We start from the raw sequence: 13,988 nt of genomic DNA, 5'->3' as shown, positions 1-13,988 counted from the left end.
CGGGCCCGTCATTCGCCGACCAGGACGAGCGCCGAGCCGTCCATGAGCGCACCCGACGTCACCAGCGCGACGTCGTTGCGCTGCAGCTGTCGCTCGCCCTCGTTGCCCTGGATCTGCAGCACCGCCTCGGCCAGGGTGTTCATCCCGTGCAGGTAGCCCTCGCTGAGCAGGCCGCCGTGCGTGTTGACGGGCAGGGGGCCGTCGGGACCGGTCCGGCCGTCGGCGACGAACCCCGGCGCGGCACCTCGCTCGCACATGCCCAGCCCCTCCAGTGCCATCGGCACGACCGCGCTGAAGCAGTCGTAGATCTCGGCGAAGTCGACCTCCGCACGGCTGACGCTCGCGCGCTCCCACAGCTGGTCGGCCAGGTAGGAGTGGCAGTTCCGGGACCAGTCCGGCCACATGAACAGGTCCGCCATGTCCAGGCCGGAGCAGCGGGGGGTCACCCATGCCGCCGAGTCGATGACCGCGGGCCGCTGCCGCAGGTCGCGGGCACGGTCCCGGGAGGTGACCAGGACGGCGCAGGCACCGTCGACCTCGGAGGTGCAGTCGGCCCGGCGGAAGGGGTCCACCACGTAGGGCATCGCCAGGTACTCGTCCATCGTGATCGGATTCCGCACGATCGCGCGGGGGTTGCGTTCGGCGTACGCCCGCTGGGCCAGCACGATCGCGCCGAGATCCTCGGCGGTCCCACCGGTCTCGACCAGGTACCGGCGGGCCCACATCGCGATATATTGGGGATAGGCGCCGAACCCGATCGGGTACCGGAACTCCGAGGTGGGTGAGGCGTAGCTGGTCGACCCGATCCGCAGGGCGCTCCGCCCGTTGAGGGCCCGGTAGACCAGCACGTTCTCGGCGAGACCGGCGTCGACCGCCATGGCCGCCAGCGCGACGGCGTGGCACGGGGCCTGGCCGCCGAGGTTGAGGTCCACGGCGTAGCTCAGCTCGACCCCGCCCAGCCCGGCCGCGACGGCCTGGCCGAGGACGGAGTCGTTCAGCACGCTGTAGCTGACGATCCCGTCCACCTGGTCGGGCTCGAGCCCGGCGTGGTCGATCGCCGCCCGGCACGCCTCGACCGCCTGCGCGAGAACGCTCCGTCCGGAGTTGCGGGTCAGCTCGGTGTAACCGACGCCTGCGATCGCGGTGTTCCCCGCGAACGACGGGCGGGAGCTGCTCAACGCAGCCGCCGGTAGTCGGGCTTGCGCTTCTCGATGAACGCCCGGATGCCCTCCATGGAGTCCGGGTTGGACATCAGGTACTCCAGCGCGCTGTCCCGCTCCAGCCGCAGCGCGGACGGGGTGTCGGTCGCCAGCCCGTTCCATACCGTCTTCTTCATGTACTCGGCCGCCTTGCGGCTCTTGCCGGCGAACTGGCGCGCGAAGTCGAGGGCGGCCGGGAGGAGGTCCTCGTCCGGCAGGACCCGGTTGACCAGGCCCCAGTCCAGTGCCTCGCGGGCGTCGAGCATCCGCCCCGACAGCATCAGCTCGAGCGCCCTCGAGGACCCGATCAGCCGCGGGAGCCGCGCCAGGGCGCCCGCACCCCCGATTTGGGCGAAGTTGATGTGCATGTCCCCGATGCGTGCCGACTCGGCCGCCCAGGCGAAGTCGCAGGCCAGGAGCAGCTCGGTCCCGCCGGCGGCGCACAACCCGTTGACCAGCGCGATGACCGGCTTGTCCAGCTTGCCGATCAGCTCCAGCAGGCCGCAGTACTCGTCCAGGAACTCCGTGAAGGCCTCGGCGTCGGCCTGGAGCTCGGCGTAGGCCTTGATGTCACCCCCGGCGCTGAACCCGCGACCGGTCCCGGTGACGAAGATGATCCGGACGTCGTCGTCGGTGGCGGCCTCCTCGATGGCCCGGATCAGCACACGCTGCACCGTCCAGCTGATGGCGTTGAGCTGCTCCGGGCGGTTCAGCCGGACGACGGCCGCGAACTGGCCGTTCTCGTCAAGCGGCACTCGTTCGAGGGCGACGTACTGGGCGTCGCCGCTCGTGGCGGTCTCGATGTTGAGCGACATCTCTGCGAATCTCCGATGTGAATCGGGAACTGAACTGACCTAAGTTCATCCTCTTGGTCCACCACTGTCAAGACGGTCTGCCGACGAGCGCGACCGGGGACGACGTGGTTGACACCCGGTGACCGGACGCCCGATGCTAACTGAAGTTAAGTCGGTTTATTCGTCACGAACTGTGAGTGAGGCGTAGTGGGGGAAGCAACGGAGCGCCCGGAGACCCGCGTGCTCGACACTGACGTGCTCGTCATCGGCGGCGGGATGGCCGGGATGACCGCGGCCGCACGCGCCACCCGGCGAGGAGCCCGGGTGGTCCTCGTGGAGGTGGCGCCAAACCTGGGTGGGTCGGCCACCTACGCCGGCTACATCTGGACGGCGCCGAGCCACGAGGTGATGGACGTCGAGAACCCACAAGGGGGCCTCGAGCTGCGACGCGCACTGGTGGACCGGTTCTCCGACGGCGTGGACTGGATCCGGCAGATGGACGTCCTGTGCGGACCGGAGGTGACCGTCGCGCACGTCGGCCGGGGTCACCAGTTCGACACCATGCACTACGTCGACCAGTGCCGCCGCGAGGTGGAGCGTTCGGGATCGGTGCACCTGGGCGCGCGGGTCGAGCGGCTCGAGACCCACGAGGGCGCGGTGGTCGGCGCCGAGGTGACGATGGCCGACGGGGAGACCTGCCTCGTGCGCGCCTCCTCGACGGTGCTCGCGACCGGTGGGTTCCAGGCCAACCCGGAGATGCTGGTCGAACGGGTGCACCCGCAGGCCGACCTGATGACGCTGCGGTCGAACCCCGAGAGCCGCGGCACGGGGCTGCGGCTCGCGACCTCCGTGGGTGCCGCCACCGGCCCAGACGACGCCGGCTTCTACGGCCACCTCGTCCCGTCGGGGATCACCCTCGACCCGTCCGAGTTCGTCGCCCTGGCGCTCTACTACAGCGAGCACGCGCTGCTGTTCAACACCGAGAACCGCCGCTTCGTCGACGAGACGATCGGCGACCACCTCAACAACATGGCCCTGGTCACCCAGCCCGGCGCCCGCGGGCTGCTGATCGCCGACGCCCGCGTCCACCGGGACTGGATGACCACCGCCTACGTCGAGGGCGCCATCAGCCTGGACAAGTTCGAGCTGGCCCAGAAGCGCGGCGCGCGGTGCGGGTACGCCGAGGAACTCGACGAGCTGGCCTACCTCCCCGAGGAGTGGGGGTACGACGGGAAGGCGATCCGGCAGGCGATCGAGGCCCACAACGAGGCGGCCCGCGCCGGTACGGCCATCACCCCGGAGCGCAGCCAGGATCCCCTCCCCCTGGACGAACCGCCCTACTACGTCATCGAGTGCGTGCCGGGCATCACTTTCACCTTCCACGGCGTCACCATCGACACCTCCGGGCGCGTCCTCGACACAGCCGGCCGTCCGATCCCCGGGCTGCTGGCGGCGGGCTCGGATATCGGTGGCCTTTACAACCACGCCTACCTGGGCGGTCTCGCGTCCGCGCTGATCTTCGGACTGGCCGCCGCGGACTCCGCGACGGCGTCGTCGTGACCCGGCCGGACACCCTGCCCGTAGCCGGTCTCGACCTCGATCGTCTCGAGCCGTGGTTCCGCCGCCACGTCCTCGGCGTCGCGGGTGGGCTCACGGCGACGCTGCTGACCGGGGGCATGTCCAACCTGACCTTCCTGGTCACCGACGGGTCGCGGAGCTGGGTCGTACGCCGGCCGCCGCTGGGGCACGTCCTGGCGACGGCGCACGACATGTCCCGGGAGTTCCGGGTGATGACGGCGCTGCGCGACACCGGCGTCCCGGTGCCGGCGGCCCACGCGCTGTGCGACGACCTCGATGTTCTCGGTGCGCCCTTCTACGTCATGGAGTACGTCGCGGGACGGCCGTTCCGCCATGCCCACGAGCTCGCCGGCCTGGGCACCAACCGCACCCGCGCCGTCTCGACCGCGCTGGTGGACACGCTCGCGGCCCTGCACCGGATCGACCCGGCCGACGTCGGCCTCGCCGACTTCGGGCGCCCGGCCGGCTTCCCGGCCCGCCAGGTCCGGCGCTGGCGCAAGCAGCTCGACGCGTCCCGCAGCCGCGAGCTGCCCGACGCCGACCGGCTGCACGCGGCGCTCGTCGAGAGGACCCCGGCCGACGCCCGGCACGCGATCGTCCACGGCGACTACCGGCTCGACAACGTCCTCGTCGACGACGTCGACCGGGTGGCGGCCGTCGTCGACTGGGAGATGTCGACGCTCGGCGACCCGCTCACCGACGTGGCCCTCCTCGTCCTCTACACCCGGCTGCCGGAGCTGCTCCCGGGCCATCCGGCCGTCGCCGACGCGCCCGGCGCGCCCGGCTTCCTGACGGCCGACGCCCTCGCGGGGCGCTACGCCGAGAGCAGCGGTCACGATCTTGGGGACTTCGGCTTCTACCTGGGGCTGGCCGCCTTCAAGCTGGCGGTGATCAACGAGGGCATCCACTACCGCTTCCTCGCGAAGAAGACCGTCGGGGACGGCTTCGACCGTGCCGGCGAGGCCGTGCCACCGCTCCTGGAGTTCGGGATCGCGGCGCTCGAGCGGTAGCCGCGGGCGACCCATGAGATACCTCTGGGTATCTCACGGCCGCCTAGCGTTCGGCCCATGACATCGACCATCGAATCCGCTCCCCGCACCTTCGTCCTCGTGCACGGGGCGTGGCACGACGGCCAGGCCTGGCAGCGGGTCGTCCCACTGCTCCGGGCCCACGGCCACCGCGTCCTGGCCCCTACCCTGACCGGCCACGGCGACACGACGCACCTGCTCGGCCCCGACATCGACCTGAGCACCCACGTCGAGGACATCACCGCCACCGTCCTCGACAACGACCTCACCGACGTCGTCCTCGTCGGACACAGCTACGCCGGCATGATCATCTCCGCGGCCGCCCACCGCATCCCTGACCGCATCGCCCACCTGGTCTTCGTCGACGCCATGGCCCTCATCCACGGCGAGAGCGCCCTCGACGTCATGCCGATCACCCAGATGATGATCGACGACGCTGCCGCCACCGACCAGCCCTGGCGCATCCCCCCGCTGCCGGAGATGCCCGCACCCCACGGCCTGTTCGGCGTGACCGCCCGAGGACCTCGACTGGGTCCGCCCCACCCTCGGCGCGGAGTCCGTGCGCTGCTTCCTCGAACCGGTCACCCTCTACAACCCCGACGCCGACGCCATCCCCCGCACCCACGTCCACTGCGTCGGCACCGGACCCGCCGACATCGCCCGTCGGCCCGTCCCCTCCCACCAGCCCGACGGACAGCCCGCCCGCATCCGTGAGCTCACCACCGGACACGACTGCATGATCACCGAACCGGCCCGGCTCACTGACCTCCTCCTCGACATCCCCACCACCGAACCCACCGCGACCGGACACGGCGCGGCCTGAGGCCGACCCCGTCGCCCCTTCCCCGAGCGCCGTGCGCCGAGCGGGGTCGGCCGGGCCGTCCGCTCCGGGGAGGACGGCCCGGCCCCGGGGCACCGGCGCTCCCGCTGCATCTGCCCAAACCGTGGACGTTGGTCCGCTCGAAGTCGCTCTCCGCGAACCCCCACTCCCGCGTGCACGCGAGCACCTGCGCGGGGAACGCCTGGTTCAGCTCGATGAGATCGACGTCCTTGAGCGCGACCTCCGCCACGTCCAGGGCCTTGGCGACGGCCGGGACCGGGCCGATGCCCATCGTCTTCGGCGCCACCCCACCCAGGCCCAGGACACCAGCTTCGCCAGCGGGCGCAGGCCCAGCTCGGCCGCCTTCTCCGGCGAGGTGACGATGCAGATCGACGCGCCGTCGTTCTGCCGCGACGCGTTCCCGGCGGTCACGGTGGCGTCCGGGTCCTGCTTGCCCATGATCGGGCGCAGGGTGGACAGCTTCTCCACGTTCGCGTCCGGCCGGATGTGCTCGTCGGAGTCGACGACCGTGCCGTCGGCGGAGCCCTTCCGGCCCGGCAGGGTGACCGGCACGATCTCCTCGGCGAACACCCCGGAGGCCTGCGCCGCGGCCGCCCGCCGGTGCGAGCGCACCGCGTAGGCGTCCTGCTCGGCGCGCGGGATCTCGTACTCCGCGCGGAGGTTCTCGGCGGTCTCGATCATGCCGCCGGGCACGGGGAAGTTCTCCCCGCCTGCGGTCACGCGGCCGCGGGCCAGCGCGTCGTGCAGCAGCACGCCGGGCCCGGCCTTGGCACCCCAGCGCATGGCGGTGGAGTAGAAGGGCGCGTTGGACATCGACTCCGCCCCGCCGGCCAGCACGACCTCACTGACCCCGGTCTGCACCTGCATCGCGGCGAACAGCACGGCCTGCAGCCCCGACCCGCAGCGGCGGTCGATCTGCAGCCCCGAGGCGGTGATCGGCAGCCCGGCGTCGAGCGCGGCGACGCGGCCGATCGCCGGGGCGTCCATCGTCGGGTAGCAGTTGCCGAGCAGCACGTCGTCGACCGACTCGGGGGGCAGCCCGGACCGCTCGACCACGGCCCTGATCACCGTGGCGGCCAGCACGTGCGCCGGCACCTCGCGCAGGACGCCGCCGAACCCACCCACCGGCGTCCGCAGGGACTCGCAGATCACCGCCGGCCCCTCGGCGCCGAGCGTCGCGAAGAGCGCCCGAGGACGTCCAGGACGCCCTGGCGAAGTCCGTGACCTTCCCCCAGCGCCTCGCCGAGCCGGACGAGTACGCCCGTCTCGTCGCGATGATCACGGAGCACGACTACCTCAACGGCGAGACGATCCGCATGGACGGCGCCATCCGGATGGCGGCCCGGTAGCCGCGGGCCGCCGGTCCGGACGCCATCCCGTCGCGTCCGGACCGACCGGGCTACGGCTGGACCGCGGCGTGCCGCCGCACCGCCTCCGCACCCGCCCGCGCGCACTCCCGGTCCTCGGACAGCGAGCCCCCCGAGACCCCGATGGCGCCCACCGTCCGCCCGCCGATGTCCAGCGGCCACCCCCCGGCCATGAACAACAGCCGGGGATCGGCCACGGCCGCCTGCCGGACGGCGGAGAACCCGTCCGCCCCCGACAGCTCGTCGGGAGGGCTGTGGAAGACGAGCGCGGTGTACGCCTTCTTGAGTGCGAAGTCGCGCGCGATCAGCGGCGCGCCCTCCTGGACGGCCACCATCTGCGGGTCACCGTGCCCGTCGACGACGACCACGGCCACCTTCACCCCGCTCTGCTCGGCGCACCACAACGCCGCGTCGGTGACCATCCGGGCGATGGCCAGGGTCATCGCTGTCATGGGTACACGCCTTCAGGTACTGCTGCCGTCGCTGTCCGCACCCGTCTAGTTCTGCCCGTTCCAGACGAGTTCGGCGCAGGTCGGCGCGCTCTTCAGCACACCACCGGTGACGGCCGCGGCGAGCGCCTTCTCGATGGGTCCGCAGCTCAGGTCCGTCGAGTAGTGGGTGGACACGACCGTGAGCGCCTCGGGGATCGCCGCGTCCGGCACCCCGAAGGAGCTCTTGAGCATCGCCGTGATCGGCTCCTTGTTCGCGGGGTCGGCCAGGTACTTCATGGAGTCACCCGCCGCCGCGCAGAAGGCCTTGGCCGCGTCGGGGTTCGCGGCGAGCCAGGACTCCGTGGCCAGGTAGCCGCCCTGCGCCTGCTGTCCGATCGCCGCGACCCCGTCCGTGCTGAAGTCGAAGACGACGGGATAGTTCTGCGACGCCATGATCTGCTGCACGAAGGGCGAGGTGGCCACCAGGTCCACCTTCTTCGTGTCGAGCGCGGACGTCGCCGCAGCGCCGAGCCCCACCGCGACAAAGGTGATCTTCTTCTTGTCGAGCCCGGCCGCGTCCGCGACGAGCTCGAGCCAGATCTGCAGCGCTCCCCCCAGCGTCGGCACCCCGATGGTGGCGCCCTCCCAGGCCGAGACCTCGGTCCGCCAGTCGCTGGTCCTCGCCCGGGCGAAGCTGCTGTCCGGGCGTGCCATCACCGCAAGGGCGATCGTGTTCAGCACACCGCAGAAGAGCTTGAGCTTGGAGCCGGTCTGGCCGGACTGGACGGCGAATGCGGGCGACTGCGTCATCACGTTGATCGACCCGCTCGCCAGTCCGGCGGCCGCGGGACCGGCGCCACCGACGGGCACCAGGTCCGGCACGATCCCGTGCGCGGCGAACATGCCGTGCTCGGCCGCGATCTTCGCGATGATGTCCACATCGGAGCCCTGGGTGGCGATCACCACGCGGTGCTGGCCTCCGGCGGCGCCGCCGGTGTCCTGGGCGGCACCGCTCGAGCACGCCACGGTGAGCGCGCCCACGAGGGCCGCCCCCAGGATGGCCTGCAGCTTCTTCATCGAGCTCCTCCTGTCCTGGTCGCGGGCCCGGTCAGCGCAACCGGGAGCCGGCGTCGACGCGGAGCTCGGCGCCCGTCACGAACCGGGCCTCGTCCGAGCAGAGGAACGCGACCGCGTCGGCGATGTCCTGGGGCTCGACGAAGCGCACGGGCATCGCGTTCGCGACCGCCAGCTTGTCGTCCGGGTCGATCGTCCCGAAGCGCTCGTGGACCATGGGGTTGTCGGTCATGGGGGTGTTGACCCCAGTGGGGTGCACGACGTTGACCCGGATGTGGTGCGCGGCGAGGATGCTGGCGTAGTTCTGGGCGAGGTTGACCACCGCAGCCTTGGCCGCGCTGTAGCCGAGCCCGCCCAGGGTGCGTCCGCCGAGGGTCCGCATCATCGGCTTCAGCGCCGCCATCGAGCCGGTGAGCACGATGGACCCGCCGGTGCCCTGTTCGAGCAGGCGCGGGTACGCGGTCTCGACCGTGTGCAGCACCCCGGTGAGCATCACGTCCAGGCTGTCCTGCCAGGCGAGCATCGTGTCCGAGTCCCGGCCCCAGATCGGCATAATCCCGGCGTTGGCCACCACGAGGTCGACGTGACCGAACGTGGCCTCGCCCTCCGCGTAGAGGGCCCGCAGCGACTCAATGTCGCGGACGTCGCCCGCCCCGGCGATCATGCGCCGGCCGTGCTTCTCGACCAGCTCGACGGTCTCCTGCAGGTCCTCGGGCGTGCTCATGGGGTAGTCGACCGAGTCGATCTGCCCGCAGATGTCGAGCCCCACGATGTCGGCGCCCTCGCTCGCCAGCTTCACGGCGTGGGCACGCCCCTGGCCCCGGGCCGCCCCGGTGATGAATGCGACCTTGCCCTCGAGACGTCCTGTCATGATGTCGACCTCACTGTCGTCGGTGTTTTCGATGGGCCGCAGGGCGGCCGGGCGGACGACGCTCTCGTCGTCGCCGGGTTCAGTTCTTGCGCGCCTCGGCCAGGATCTCCGCCGCACCGCCGCGCAGGCACGAGGTCACCGAGGTGAGGATGTAACTGGCACCTCGCTCCCGCGCCGCCCGGACACCTGCGGCGGAGTCCGCGCCGAGACCGAAGGGGCGGTTGGCCGCCAGGCACATCGAGGCGATCGCGTCGGACGCCGCACGGACCGTCGGATGGTCCTTCTGGCCGACGAGGCCCAGGGAGTCCGAGAGGTCTCCCTCGCCGATGAGGATCACGTCGATCCCGGGCATCTTCAGCAGGCTCGGCAGGGCGTCGATGCCCTCTTGGTCCTCGATCGCCACCATCACGATGGTGTCCCCGTTCGCCGTCCTCATCATCTCGGTCGGCCATCCCTCCCGCAGACCGAAGTCGGACGCGCGGAAGTTCCCCACCGACCGGGTCCCCAACGGCAGGAAACGGGCCGCCCCCGTGACCTCCTCGGCCTCCGCCACGGTCCGCACCCGCGGGATGTGCAGGCCGGACAGGCCCATCCCCAGATAGCGCTCGATCTGCGGCCCGGAGACGGGCAGCCGGATGATGCTGGCGGTCTGCGTCAGCGCCGCGGCCCGGGCGACGTCCTCGACACAGCTGTCGACCACCGGACCGTGCTCCCCGTCGATCACGACGCAGTCGAACCCCAGGTTGCCCAGGAACTCCGTCAGTCCTGCGTGGACGAAGTTCACGGTCACCCCGACGACCAGCTCGTCGTAGGCCATCCGGGCCTTGATGAGTGATCCCAGACCCATGGTCTTCTCCTCGTTGTCAGTCGGCGAGAACGGTGATGGCCTGCGTCGGGCAGACCCGCTCCGCCTCGCCCAGCCGTCCCGCGGATGTCTCCTCCACGGACTCCTGCAGCAGGCTCAGCCCGCCGTCGTCGAGGATCGCGAACACCTCGGGACAGATCTCCGCGCAGAAGCCGTGCCCGTCGCACGCGTCGAAGTCCACCGACACCTTCACCCGCCACCGCCTCCTCGACAGTCAGGACGTTCCTCGATCGGACTCACCGCGCCGGCGCGAGGTAGGCGGGGTTGAGCAGACGCCCTGGACCGGTCCCGCCCTCGCAGAGGAACGACACGGCCGTCTCCGCCGCCGCCAAGGCCACGCGTGCCGCCCCCTCCCAGCTCAGGCCCCCCACGTGCGGGCTCGTCAGGACGTTCGGGAGGTCGAACAGCGGGTTCCCCGGTTCCGGTGGCTCCACCTCGAACACGTCGAGGGCCGCCGCAGTGAGCCGGCCCTCCCGGAGCGCGACCGCGAGGGCCTGCTCGTCGACGAGGCCCCCTCTCGCCGTGTTAACGAGGATCGCGCCGGGCTTCATCGCGGCGATCTCCTCCGCGCCGACGAGGTGTGCGGAGCCCGTCGTCAGCGGGGCGTGGAGCGTCAGGACGTCCGCCATCCGCAGCAGCTCGCCCAGCGACCCGGCCCGGGTGACCCCCGGCACCGCTTCCGCGTCCTCGGGCAGGAACGGGTCGTACGCCACGACCCGCATGCCGAGGCCCATGGCGCAGATGTGGGCGACGCGTCGGCCGATGTGCCCGAGTCCGACGATCCCCAAGACCTTGTCGTGGAGCTCGGTCAACCGCCACACGTCGCGCACCCGGTAGTCGCCCGACCGGACCGCCTCGTGCGCGGGGACCGCCCGCCGGGCGGCGGCCATCATCAGCATGACCGTGTGCTCGGCGACCGCGACGGCCCCGGCCTGCGGCGTGTTGACCACGGCGACCCCGCGGGCCGTGGCGGCGTCGACGTCGATGTTGTCGACCCCGGCGCCGTGTTTCACGATGACCTTGAGCCGCGGCAGACCGGTGATCACCTCCGCCGTCGCCCGGAACGCCCGGACGATCATCCCGTCCGCCTGCCGCAGCATGCCGGCGAGCTCGTCGGGGGTCACACCACCGAAGCCGCGGACCACCTCGACGCGCCCGGTCAGGAGGTCCAGGCCCGCCTGGTCGATCGGGTCCGTCAGCACCACCGTCGGCCTAGCCATTCGCCACACGCTCCGAGGTGAGGCCGTAGAGGTCGCCCGCGGTGCCGCCGAAGACGTTCGGGTGCCATTCGGCGGGCAGGGTCGCGCGGACGCCGGCGACGGTGTCGAAGTCCCCGAACGGCATCCCGCTGCCGTAGCAGAAGATGCTGCCGGAGTCGTCGACGGCTCGCAGCACGCTCCGCCACGACTCGGTCGAGGGAGCCTTCTCGAGGTGGTAGGTGCTGACCCGGATGTTGCGGAGAAAGTAGTCGTAGGGCAGCGACCTCAACCAGGGGGCCTCCCGGCCGAACGGCCCGAAGTTCGTCTGCATCCGCCAGAGGAACGCCGGCACCCAGGCGATCCCGCCGCCCATCAGGACGACCTTCAGGTCCTTGTACCGCTCGAACACGCCCTGGGAGATCAGGCTGCTGGCGTGGGTCATGAGGCTCTGCGCGCTCAGCGCCCGGTACTCGGCGTACGAGGCCGCGACCCCGCCGGCGAGGCTGTGCGGGAGTGAGTCCGCGGCGCCGTCGGCGAGCGTGTGGATGACGACCGGCATGCCCGTGTCCGCAGCCGCCCGGAAGATCGGGTCGTAGACCGGATGTCCGAAGGGCTTGCCCAGCCCGTTGCCGCCCAGCGCGACCTGCACCATCCTCGGATGCCGGGAGAACTCACGGATCCACTCGGCGCTGAGCTCGGGGAACTGGTTCGCGACCAGGATGCTGCCGAGGAACGGGGAGTCGTCCGGGTCGAGCCAGTTCTCCACGGTCCACCGGTTGAGCGCATGACACAGCTCCCGGCCGAGGTGCGGGTTGTTGTCCGCCGGCATGAGCATGCTCTTGCCGTACACGAGGACGCCCTTGTCCGCCCCCGAGCGCTCCAGCCGGGCGGCCAGCTCCGCGTACCCGGGGGTGGGCGACTCCCCCATCGCCGCCGACCGCGGGTGCATGTACGGCACGTCCAGGGAGATGTCCTTGGTGCCGAGGCCCCACGAGAACCACTTCGACTCGCCGACGTACTCGCGCCACGCGCTGCTCAAGTAGCGGACGATCTCGTTCTGGTCGCGCCAGTCGTGATGGACGGCCGTGTCGATCACACCGGATCCCACGCCCTCCGACGTCGTTGATGTCATGTCCTCCCTACCCTTCTCGGCCCGGTCGCTTCGACGTGTCCACGTAGATGGTGTCGTCCTCCTGCCACACCTTGAACGTTCTCAGCGCGGCCCGCGGGTTCCGCACCCCGCGCCCGGTGCCCAGGTCGTACTCCCACCGGTGCCACGGGCAGATGACCACGGGCCGCGACTCGTCGGTCCCGGCCGTGCCCGTCCGGTCGCTCACCAGGGGGGTGCGGACCCGGCCGCACCCGACGGGGCCCTGCTCGTGCGGGCAAGTGGCCCGGAACGCGTAGAGCTTCCCCCTCCACACCGCGACCGCGATGCCGCCGACCTCGGCGGCCACGACCGACGGAACGCCCTCTTCGAGGTCACGGACGTTCCCCGCCGTGATGACCGGTCCGGCGTTCACGAGAGCACCCGCTCGGGGAGCTTGAACAGCCGCGCCGCGTTGTCGTAGAAGAGCCCCGGCAACCAGTCGGACGGGAGGAACCGCTGGATGTAGTCGACCTCGTCGGCGTCCCAGTGCGGGTAGTCGCTCGCGAAACAGAGGCTCTTCTCCAGCCCCTCCACCGCGCCGAGCAGCGCGGCCTGGTCGCGGATGCCCGGGCCCGGTTCCAGGGGCTGTGTCGAGATCCAGATGTTGGACTGCAGGTACTCGCTGGGTCTGCGGGTCATCGTCGGGTTCTCGCACCTCAGGTCGTCGGCGTAGGCGTCCAGCTGCCAGAGCACCCACGGCACCCAGTTCACCCCGGCCTCCAGCATGACCATCCGCAGGTCGGGAAAGCGGTCGAAGCAACCTTGGGTGAAGAAGCTGGCGAAGTGGTGCATCCCGGCCTGGTTCAGCAGCGTGTAGTAGTCGAGCCGGTTCAAGGGGAGCCCGCCGGCCGACATCTGCGCGAGGCCCCCGAACGTCGGTGATCCGAAGTGGATCGCGACCGGCAGGTTCAGCTCGGTGCAGGCCCGGTAGATCGGGTCGTAGACCGGGTGACCGAACGGGTGGCTGGCGCCGCAGTCCGAGAACAGCACCTCCACCATGCGCGGGTGCGATCCCACCCGCCGGATCTCCGCAGCGGCACGTTGGGGGTCCTGGGCCGCGACGAGCACCGCACCGTAGAACCGCTGGTCCGCGTCGAGCCAGTTCGCGATGGACCAGTCGTTCGACGCGGACGCCATCGCGGTTGCGTAGTGCGGGTTCGGATGGCTCATCTCCTCACCCACGTCGTACCCGAGCACCGCGTGAGTGACACCGAACTTGTCGAGGAGCTGGCTCCGCAGCATGTCGTGCGAGGTGCCTGGGGGCTCACCGTTGGGGCCGAACGTGTCCAGCCTCTTGTTGGTCCCGAACGGGAACGGGTAGTGCACCGGAGGAGGGGCCAGACGAGTGTTCAGCACGTACTCGCGCCACTGCTTCGGCAGGAACTCGGCAATGTCCCGGATGTCGCGCCAACGATGGTGGACGTCGCAATCGATGATGGGACCCTGATATTCCACGCCGCGCCTTTCGATTCATGGACGACCGGTCGCACCGAGCCGTGCCCCGCCCGTGCGGACCAGTATCTTCGGTTCCGGCCACACCTGTCATGGTGCATTCCGAAGGGTCGTGCCGCCGATCTACGAGGACTTGTGT

14 protein-coding genes and 2 pseudogenes are annotated in these 13,988 nt (G+C 70.9%); 4 read left to right on the top strand and 12 right to left on the bottom strand.

The annotated features are described in order from the left end of the window. Positions 1-8 precede the first annotated feature (8 nt). Positions 9-1,178: a thiolase C-terminal domain-containing protein gene (locus ABD324_RS12650; RefSeq protein ID WP_344415802.1), complete on the bottom strand. Its 1,170-nt coding sequence runs from the start codon at positions 1,176-1,178 to the stop codon at positions 9-11. Then, positions 1,175-2,014, bottom strand: a complete 840-nt coding sequence (locus ABD324_RS12645) for an enoyl-CoA hydratase/isomerase family protein (protein WP_344415800.1) — start codon at positions 2,012-2,014, stop codon at positions 1,175-1,177. Before ABD324_RS12645 ends, ABD324_RS12650 begins: the two co-directional genes overlap by 4 nt. A 219-nt stretch (positions 2,015-2,233) precedes the next feature. Between ABD324_RS12645 and ABD324_RS12640 the strand changes: the two genes are divergently transcribed. Genes ABD324_RS12640 through ABD324_RS12630 form a run of 3 tightly spaced genes read left to right on the top strand, consistent with a single transcriptional unit; the run spans position 2,234 to position 5,313 of the window. Beyond that, complete coding sequence (locus tag ABD324_RS12640; RefSeq protein WP_344415798.1) at positions 2,234-3,553, top strand: FAD-dependent oxidoreductase; 1,320 nt, start codon at positions 2,234-2,236, stop codon at positions 3,551-3,553. Further along, on the top strand, positions 3,550-4,581 hold the full coding sequence (locus ABD324_RS12635; protein WP_344415796.1) for a phosphotransferase family protein: 1,032 nt from the start codon (positions 3,550-3,552) through the stop codon (positions 4,579-4,581). The genes ABD324_RS12640 and ABD324_RS12635 overlap by 4 nt, the downstream gene beginning before the upstream one ends. Positions 4,582-4,638: 57 nt before the next feature. After that, positions 4,639-5,313 (top strand): alpha/beta fold hydrolase, encoded by a 675-nt coding sequence (locus tag ABD324_RS12630; protein ID WP_344415794.1) that lies wholly within the window; start codon positions 4,639-4,641, stop codon positions 5,311-5,313. 191 nt (positions 5,314-5,504) lie between these two features. On the opposite strand, the pseudogene ABD324_RS12625 reads toward ABD324_RS12630, so the two are convergent. Next, a pseudogene (locus ABD324_RS12625) lies at positions 5,505-6,592 on the bottom strand (acetyl-CoA C-acyltransferase); the annotation flags it as partial. Between the two features lie 56 nt (positions 6,593-6,648). Between ABD324_RS12625 and ABD324_RS12620 the strand changes: the two are divergent. Beyond that, a pseudogene (locus ABD324_RS12620) lies at positions 6,649-6,789 on the top strand (3-hydroxyacyl-CoA dehydrogenase); the annotation flags it as partial. 50 nt (positions 6,790-6,839) lie between these two features. Here the strand turns inward: ABD324_RS12620 and ABD324_RS12615 are convergent. The 9 genes from ABD324_RS12615 to ABD324_RS12575 form a co-directional block, all read right to left on the bottom strand. After that, positions 6,840-7,259 (bottom strand): GlcG/HbpS family heme-binding protein, encoded by a 420-nt coding sequence (locus ABD324_RS12615; protein WP_344415792.1) that lies wholly within the window; start codon positions 7,257-7,259, stop codon positions 6,840-6,842. A 45-nt stretch (positions 7,260-7,304) separates the two neighbouring features. Next, complete coding sequence (locus ABD324_RS12610; RefSeq protein WP_344415790.1) at positions 7,305-8,315, bottom strand: ABC transporter substrate-binding protein; 1,011 nt, start codon at positions 8,313-8,315, stop codon at positions 7,305-7,307. A 31-nt stretch (positions 8,316-8,346) separates the two neighbouring features. Next, the gene (locus ABD324_RS12605) at positions 8,347-9,183 is read right to left on the bottom strand and encodes a mycofactocin-coupled SDR family oxidoreductase (RefSeq protein ID WP_344415788.1); all 837 of its coding nucleotides are present in this window, start codon (positions 9,181-9,183) and stop codon (positions 8,347-8,349) included. A 79-nt stretch (positions 9,184-9,262) separates the two neighbouring features. Next, positions 9,263-10,030, bottom strand: a complete 768-nt coding sequence (locus tag ABD324_RS12600) for an HpcH/HpaI aldolase family protein (protein WP_344415786.1) — start codon at positions 10,028-10,030, stop codon at positions 9,263-9,265. A gap of 16 nt (positions 10,031-10,046) precedes the next feature. Then, on the bottom strand, positions 10,047-10,241 hold the full coding sequence (locus ABD324_RS12595; protein WP_344415784.1) for a ferredoxin: 195 nt from the start codon (positions 10,239-10,241) through the stop codon (positions 10,047-10,049). A gap of 43 nt (positions 10,242-10,284) precedes the next feature. Continuing rightward, on the bottom strand, positions 10,285-11,268 hold the full coding sequence (locus ABD324_RS12590; protein WP_344415782.1) for a hydroxyacid dehydrogenase: 984 nt from the start codon (positions 11,266-11,268) through the stop codon (positions 10,285-10,287). Next, positions 11,261-12,379: an amidohydrolase family protein gene (locus ABD324_RS12585; RefSeq protein WP_344415780.1), complete on the bottom strand. Its 1,119-nt coding sequence runs from the start codon at positions 12,377-12,379 to the stop codon at positions 11,261-11,263. The genes ABD324_RS12590 and ABD324_RS12585 overlap by 8 nt, the downstream gene beginning before the upstream one ends. 7 nt (positions 12,380-12,386) lie before the next feature. Continuing rightward, positions 12,387-12,770 carry a Rieske (2Fe-2S) protein gene (locus ABD324_RS12580; protein WP_344415779.1) on the bottom strand — a complete coding sequence of 128 codons (384 nt, stop codon included), beginning with the start codon at positions 12,768-12,770 and terminating at the stop codon, positions 12,387-12,389. After that, positions 12,767-13,852, bottom strand: coding sequence for an amidohydrolase family protein (locus ABD324_RS12575; protein ID WP_344415776.1), 1,086 nt, complete (start codon positions 13,850-13,852; stop codon positions 12,767-12,769). Before ABD324_RS12575 ends, ABD324_RS12580 begins: the two co-directional genes overlap by 4 nt. Between the last annotated feature and the right edge of the window lie 136 nt (positions 13,853-13,988).

Origin of the sequence: Pseudonocardia ailaonensis (assembly GCF_039531635.1) — a bacterium.
Lineage (GTDB): Bacteria > Actinomycetota > Actinomycetes > Mycobacteriales > Pseudonocardiaceae > Pseudonocardia > Pseudonocardia ailaonensis.
Note: the sequence above shows the minus strand (reverse complement) of the source record. Positions and strands in the feature narration are given on the sequence as shown.

Coding starts and splice junctions, on each gene's coding strand:
- ABD324_RS12645 (WP_344415800.1), bottom strand. CDS start 2,014: ATGTCGCTCAACATCGAGACCGCCACGAGCGGCGACGCCCAGTACGTC.
- ABD324_RS12630 (WP_344415794.1), top strand. CDS start 4,639: ATGACATCGACCATCGAATCCGCTCCCCGCACCTTCGTCCTCGTGCAC.
- ABD324_RS12615 (WP_344415792.1), bottom strand. CDS start 7,259: ATGACAGCGATGACCCTGGCCATCGCCCGGATGGTCACCGACGCGGCG.
- ABD324_RS12610 (WP_344415790.1), bottom strand. CDS start 8,315: ATGAAGAAGCTGCAGGCCATCCTGGGGGCGGCCCTCGTGGGCGCGCTC.
- ABD324_RS12605 (WP_344415788.1), bottom strand. CDS start 9,183: ATGACAGGACGTCTCGAGGGCAAGGTCGCATTCATCACCGGGGCGGCC.
- ABD324_RS12600 (WP_344415786.1), bottom strand. CDS start 10,030: ATGGGTCTGGGATCACTCATCAAGGCCCGGATGGCCTACGACGAGCTG.
- ABD324_RS12590 (WP_344415782.1), bottom strand. CDS start 11,268: ATGGCTAGGCCGACGGTGGTGCTGACGGACCCGATCGACCAGGCGGGC.
- ABD324_RS12585 (WP_344415780.1), bottom strand. CDS start 12,379: ATGACATCAACGACGTCGGAGGGCGTGGGATCCGGTGTGATCGACACG.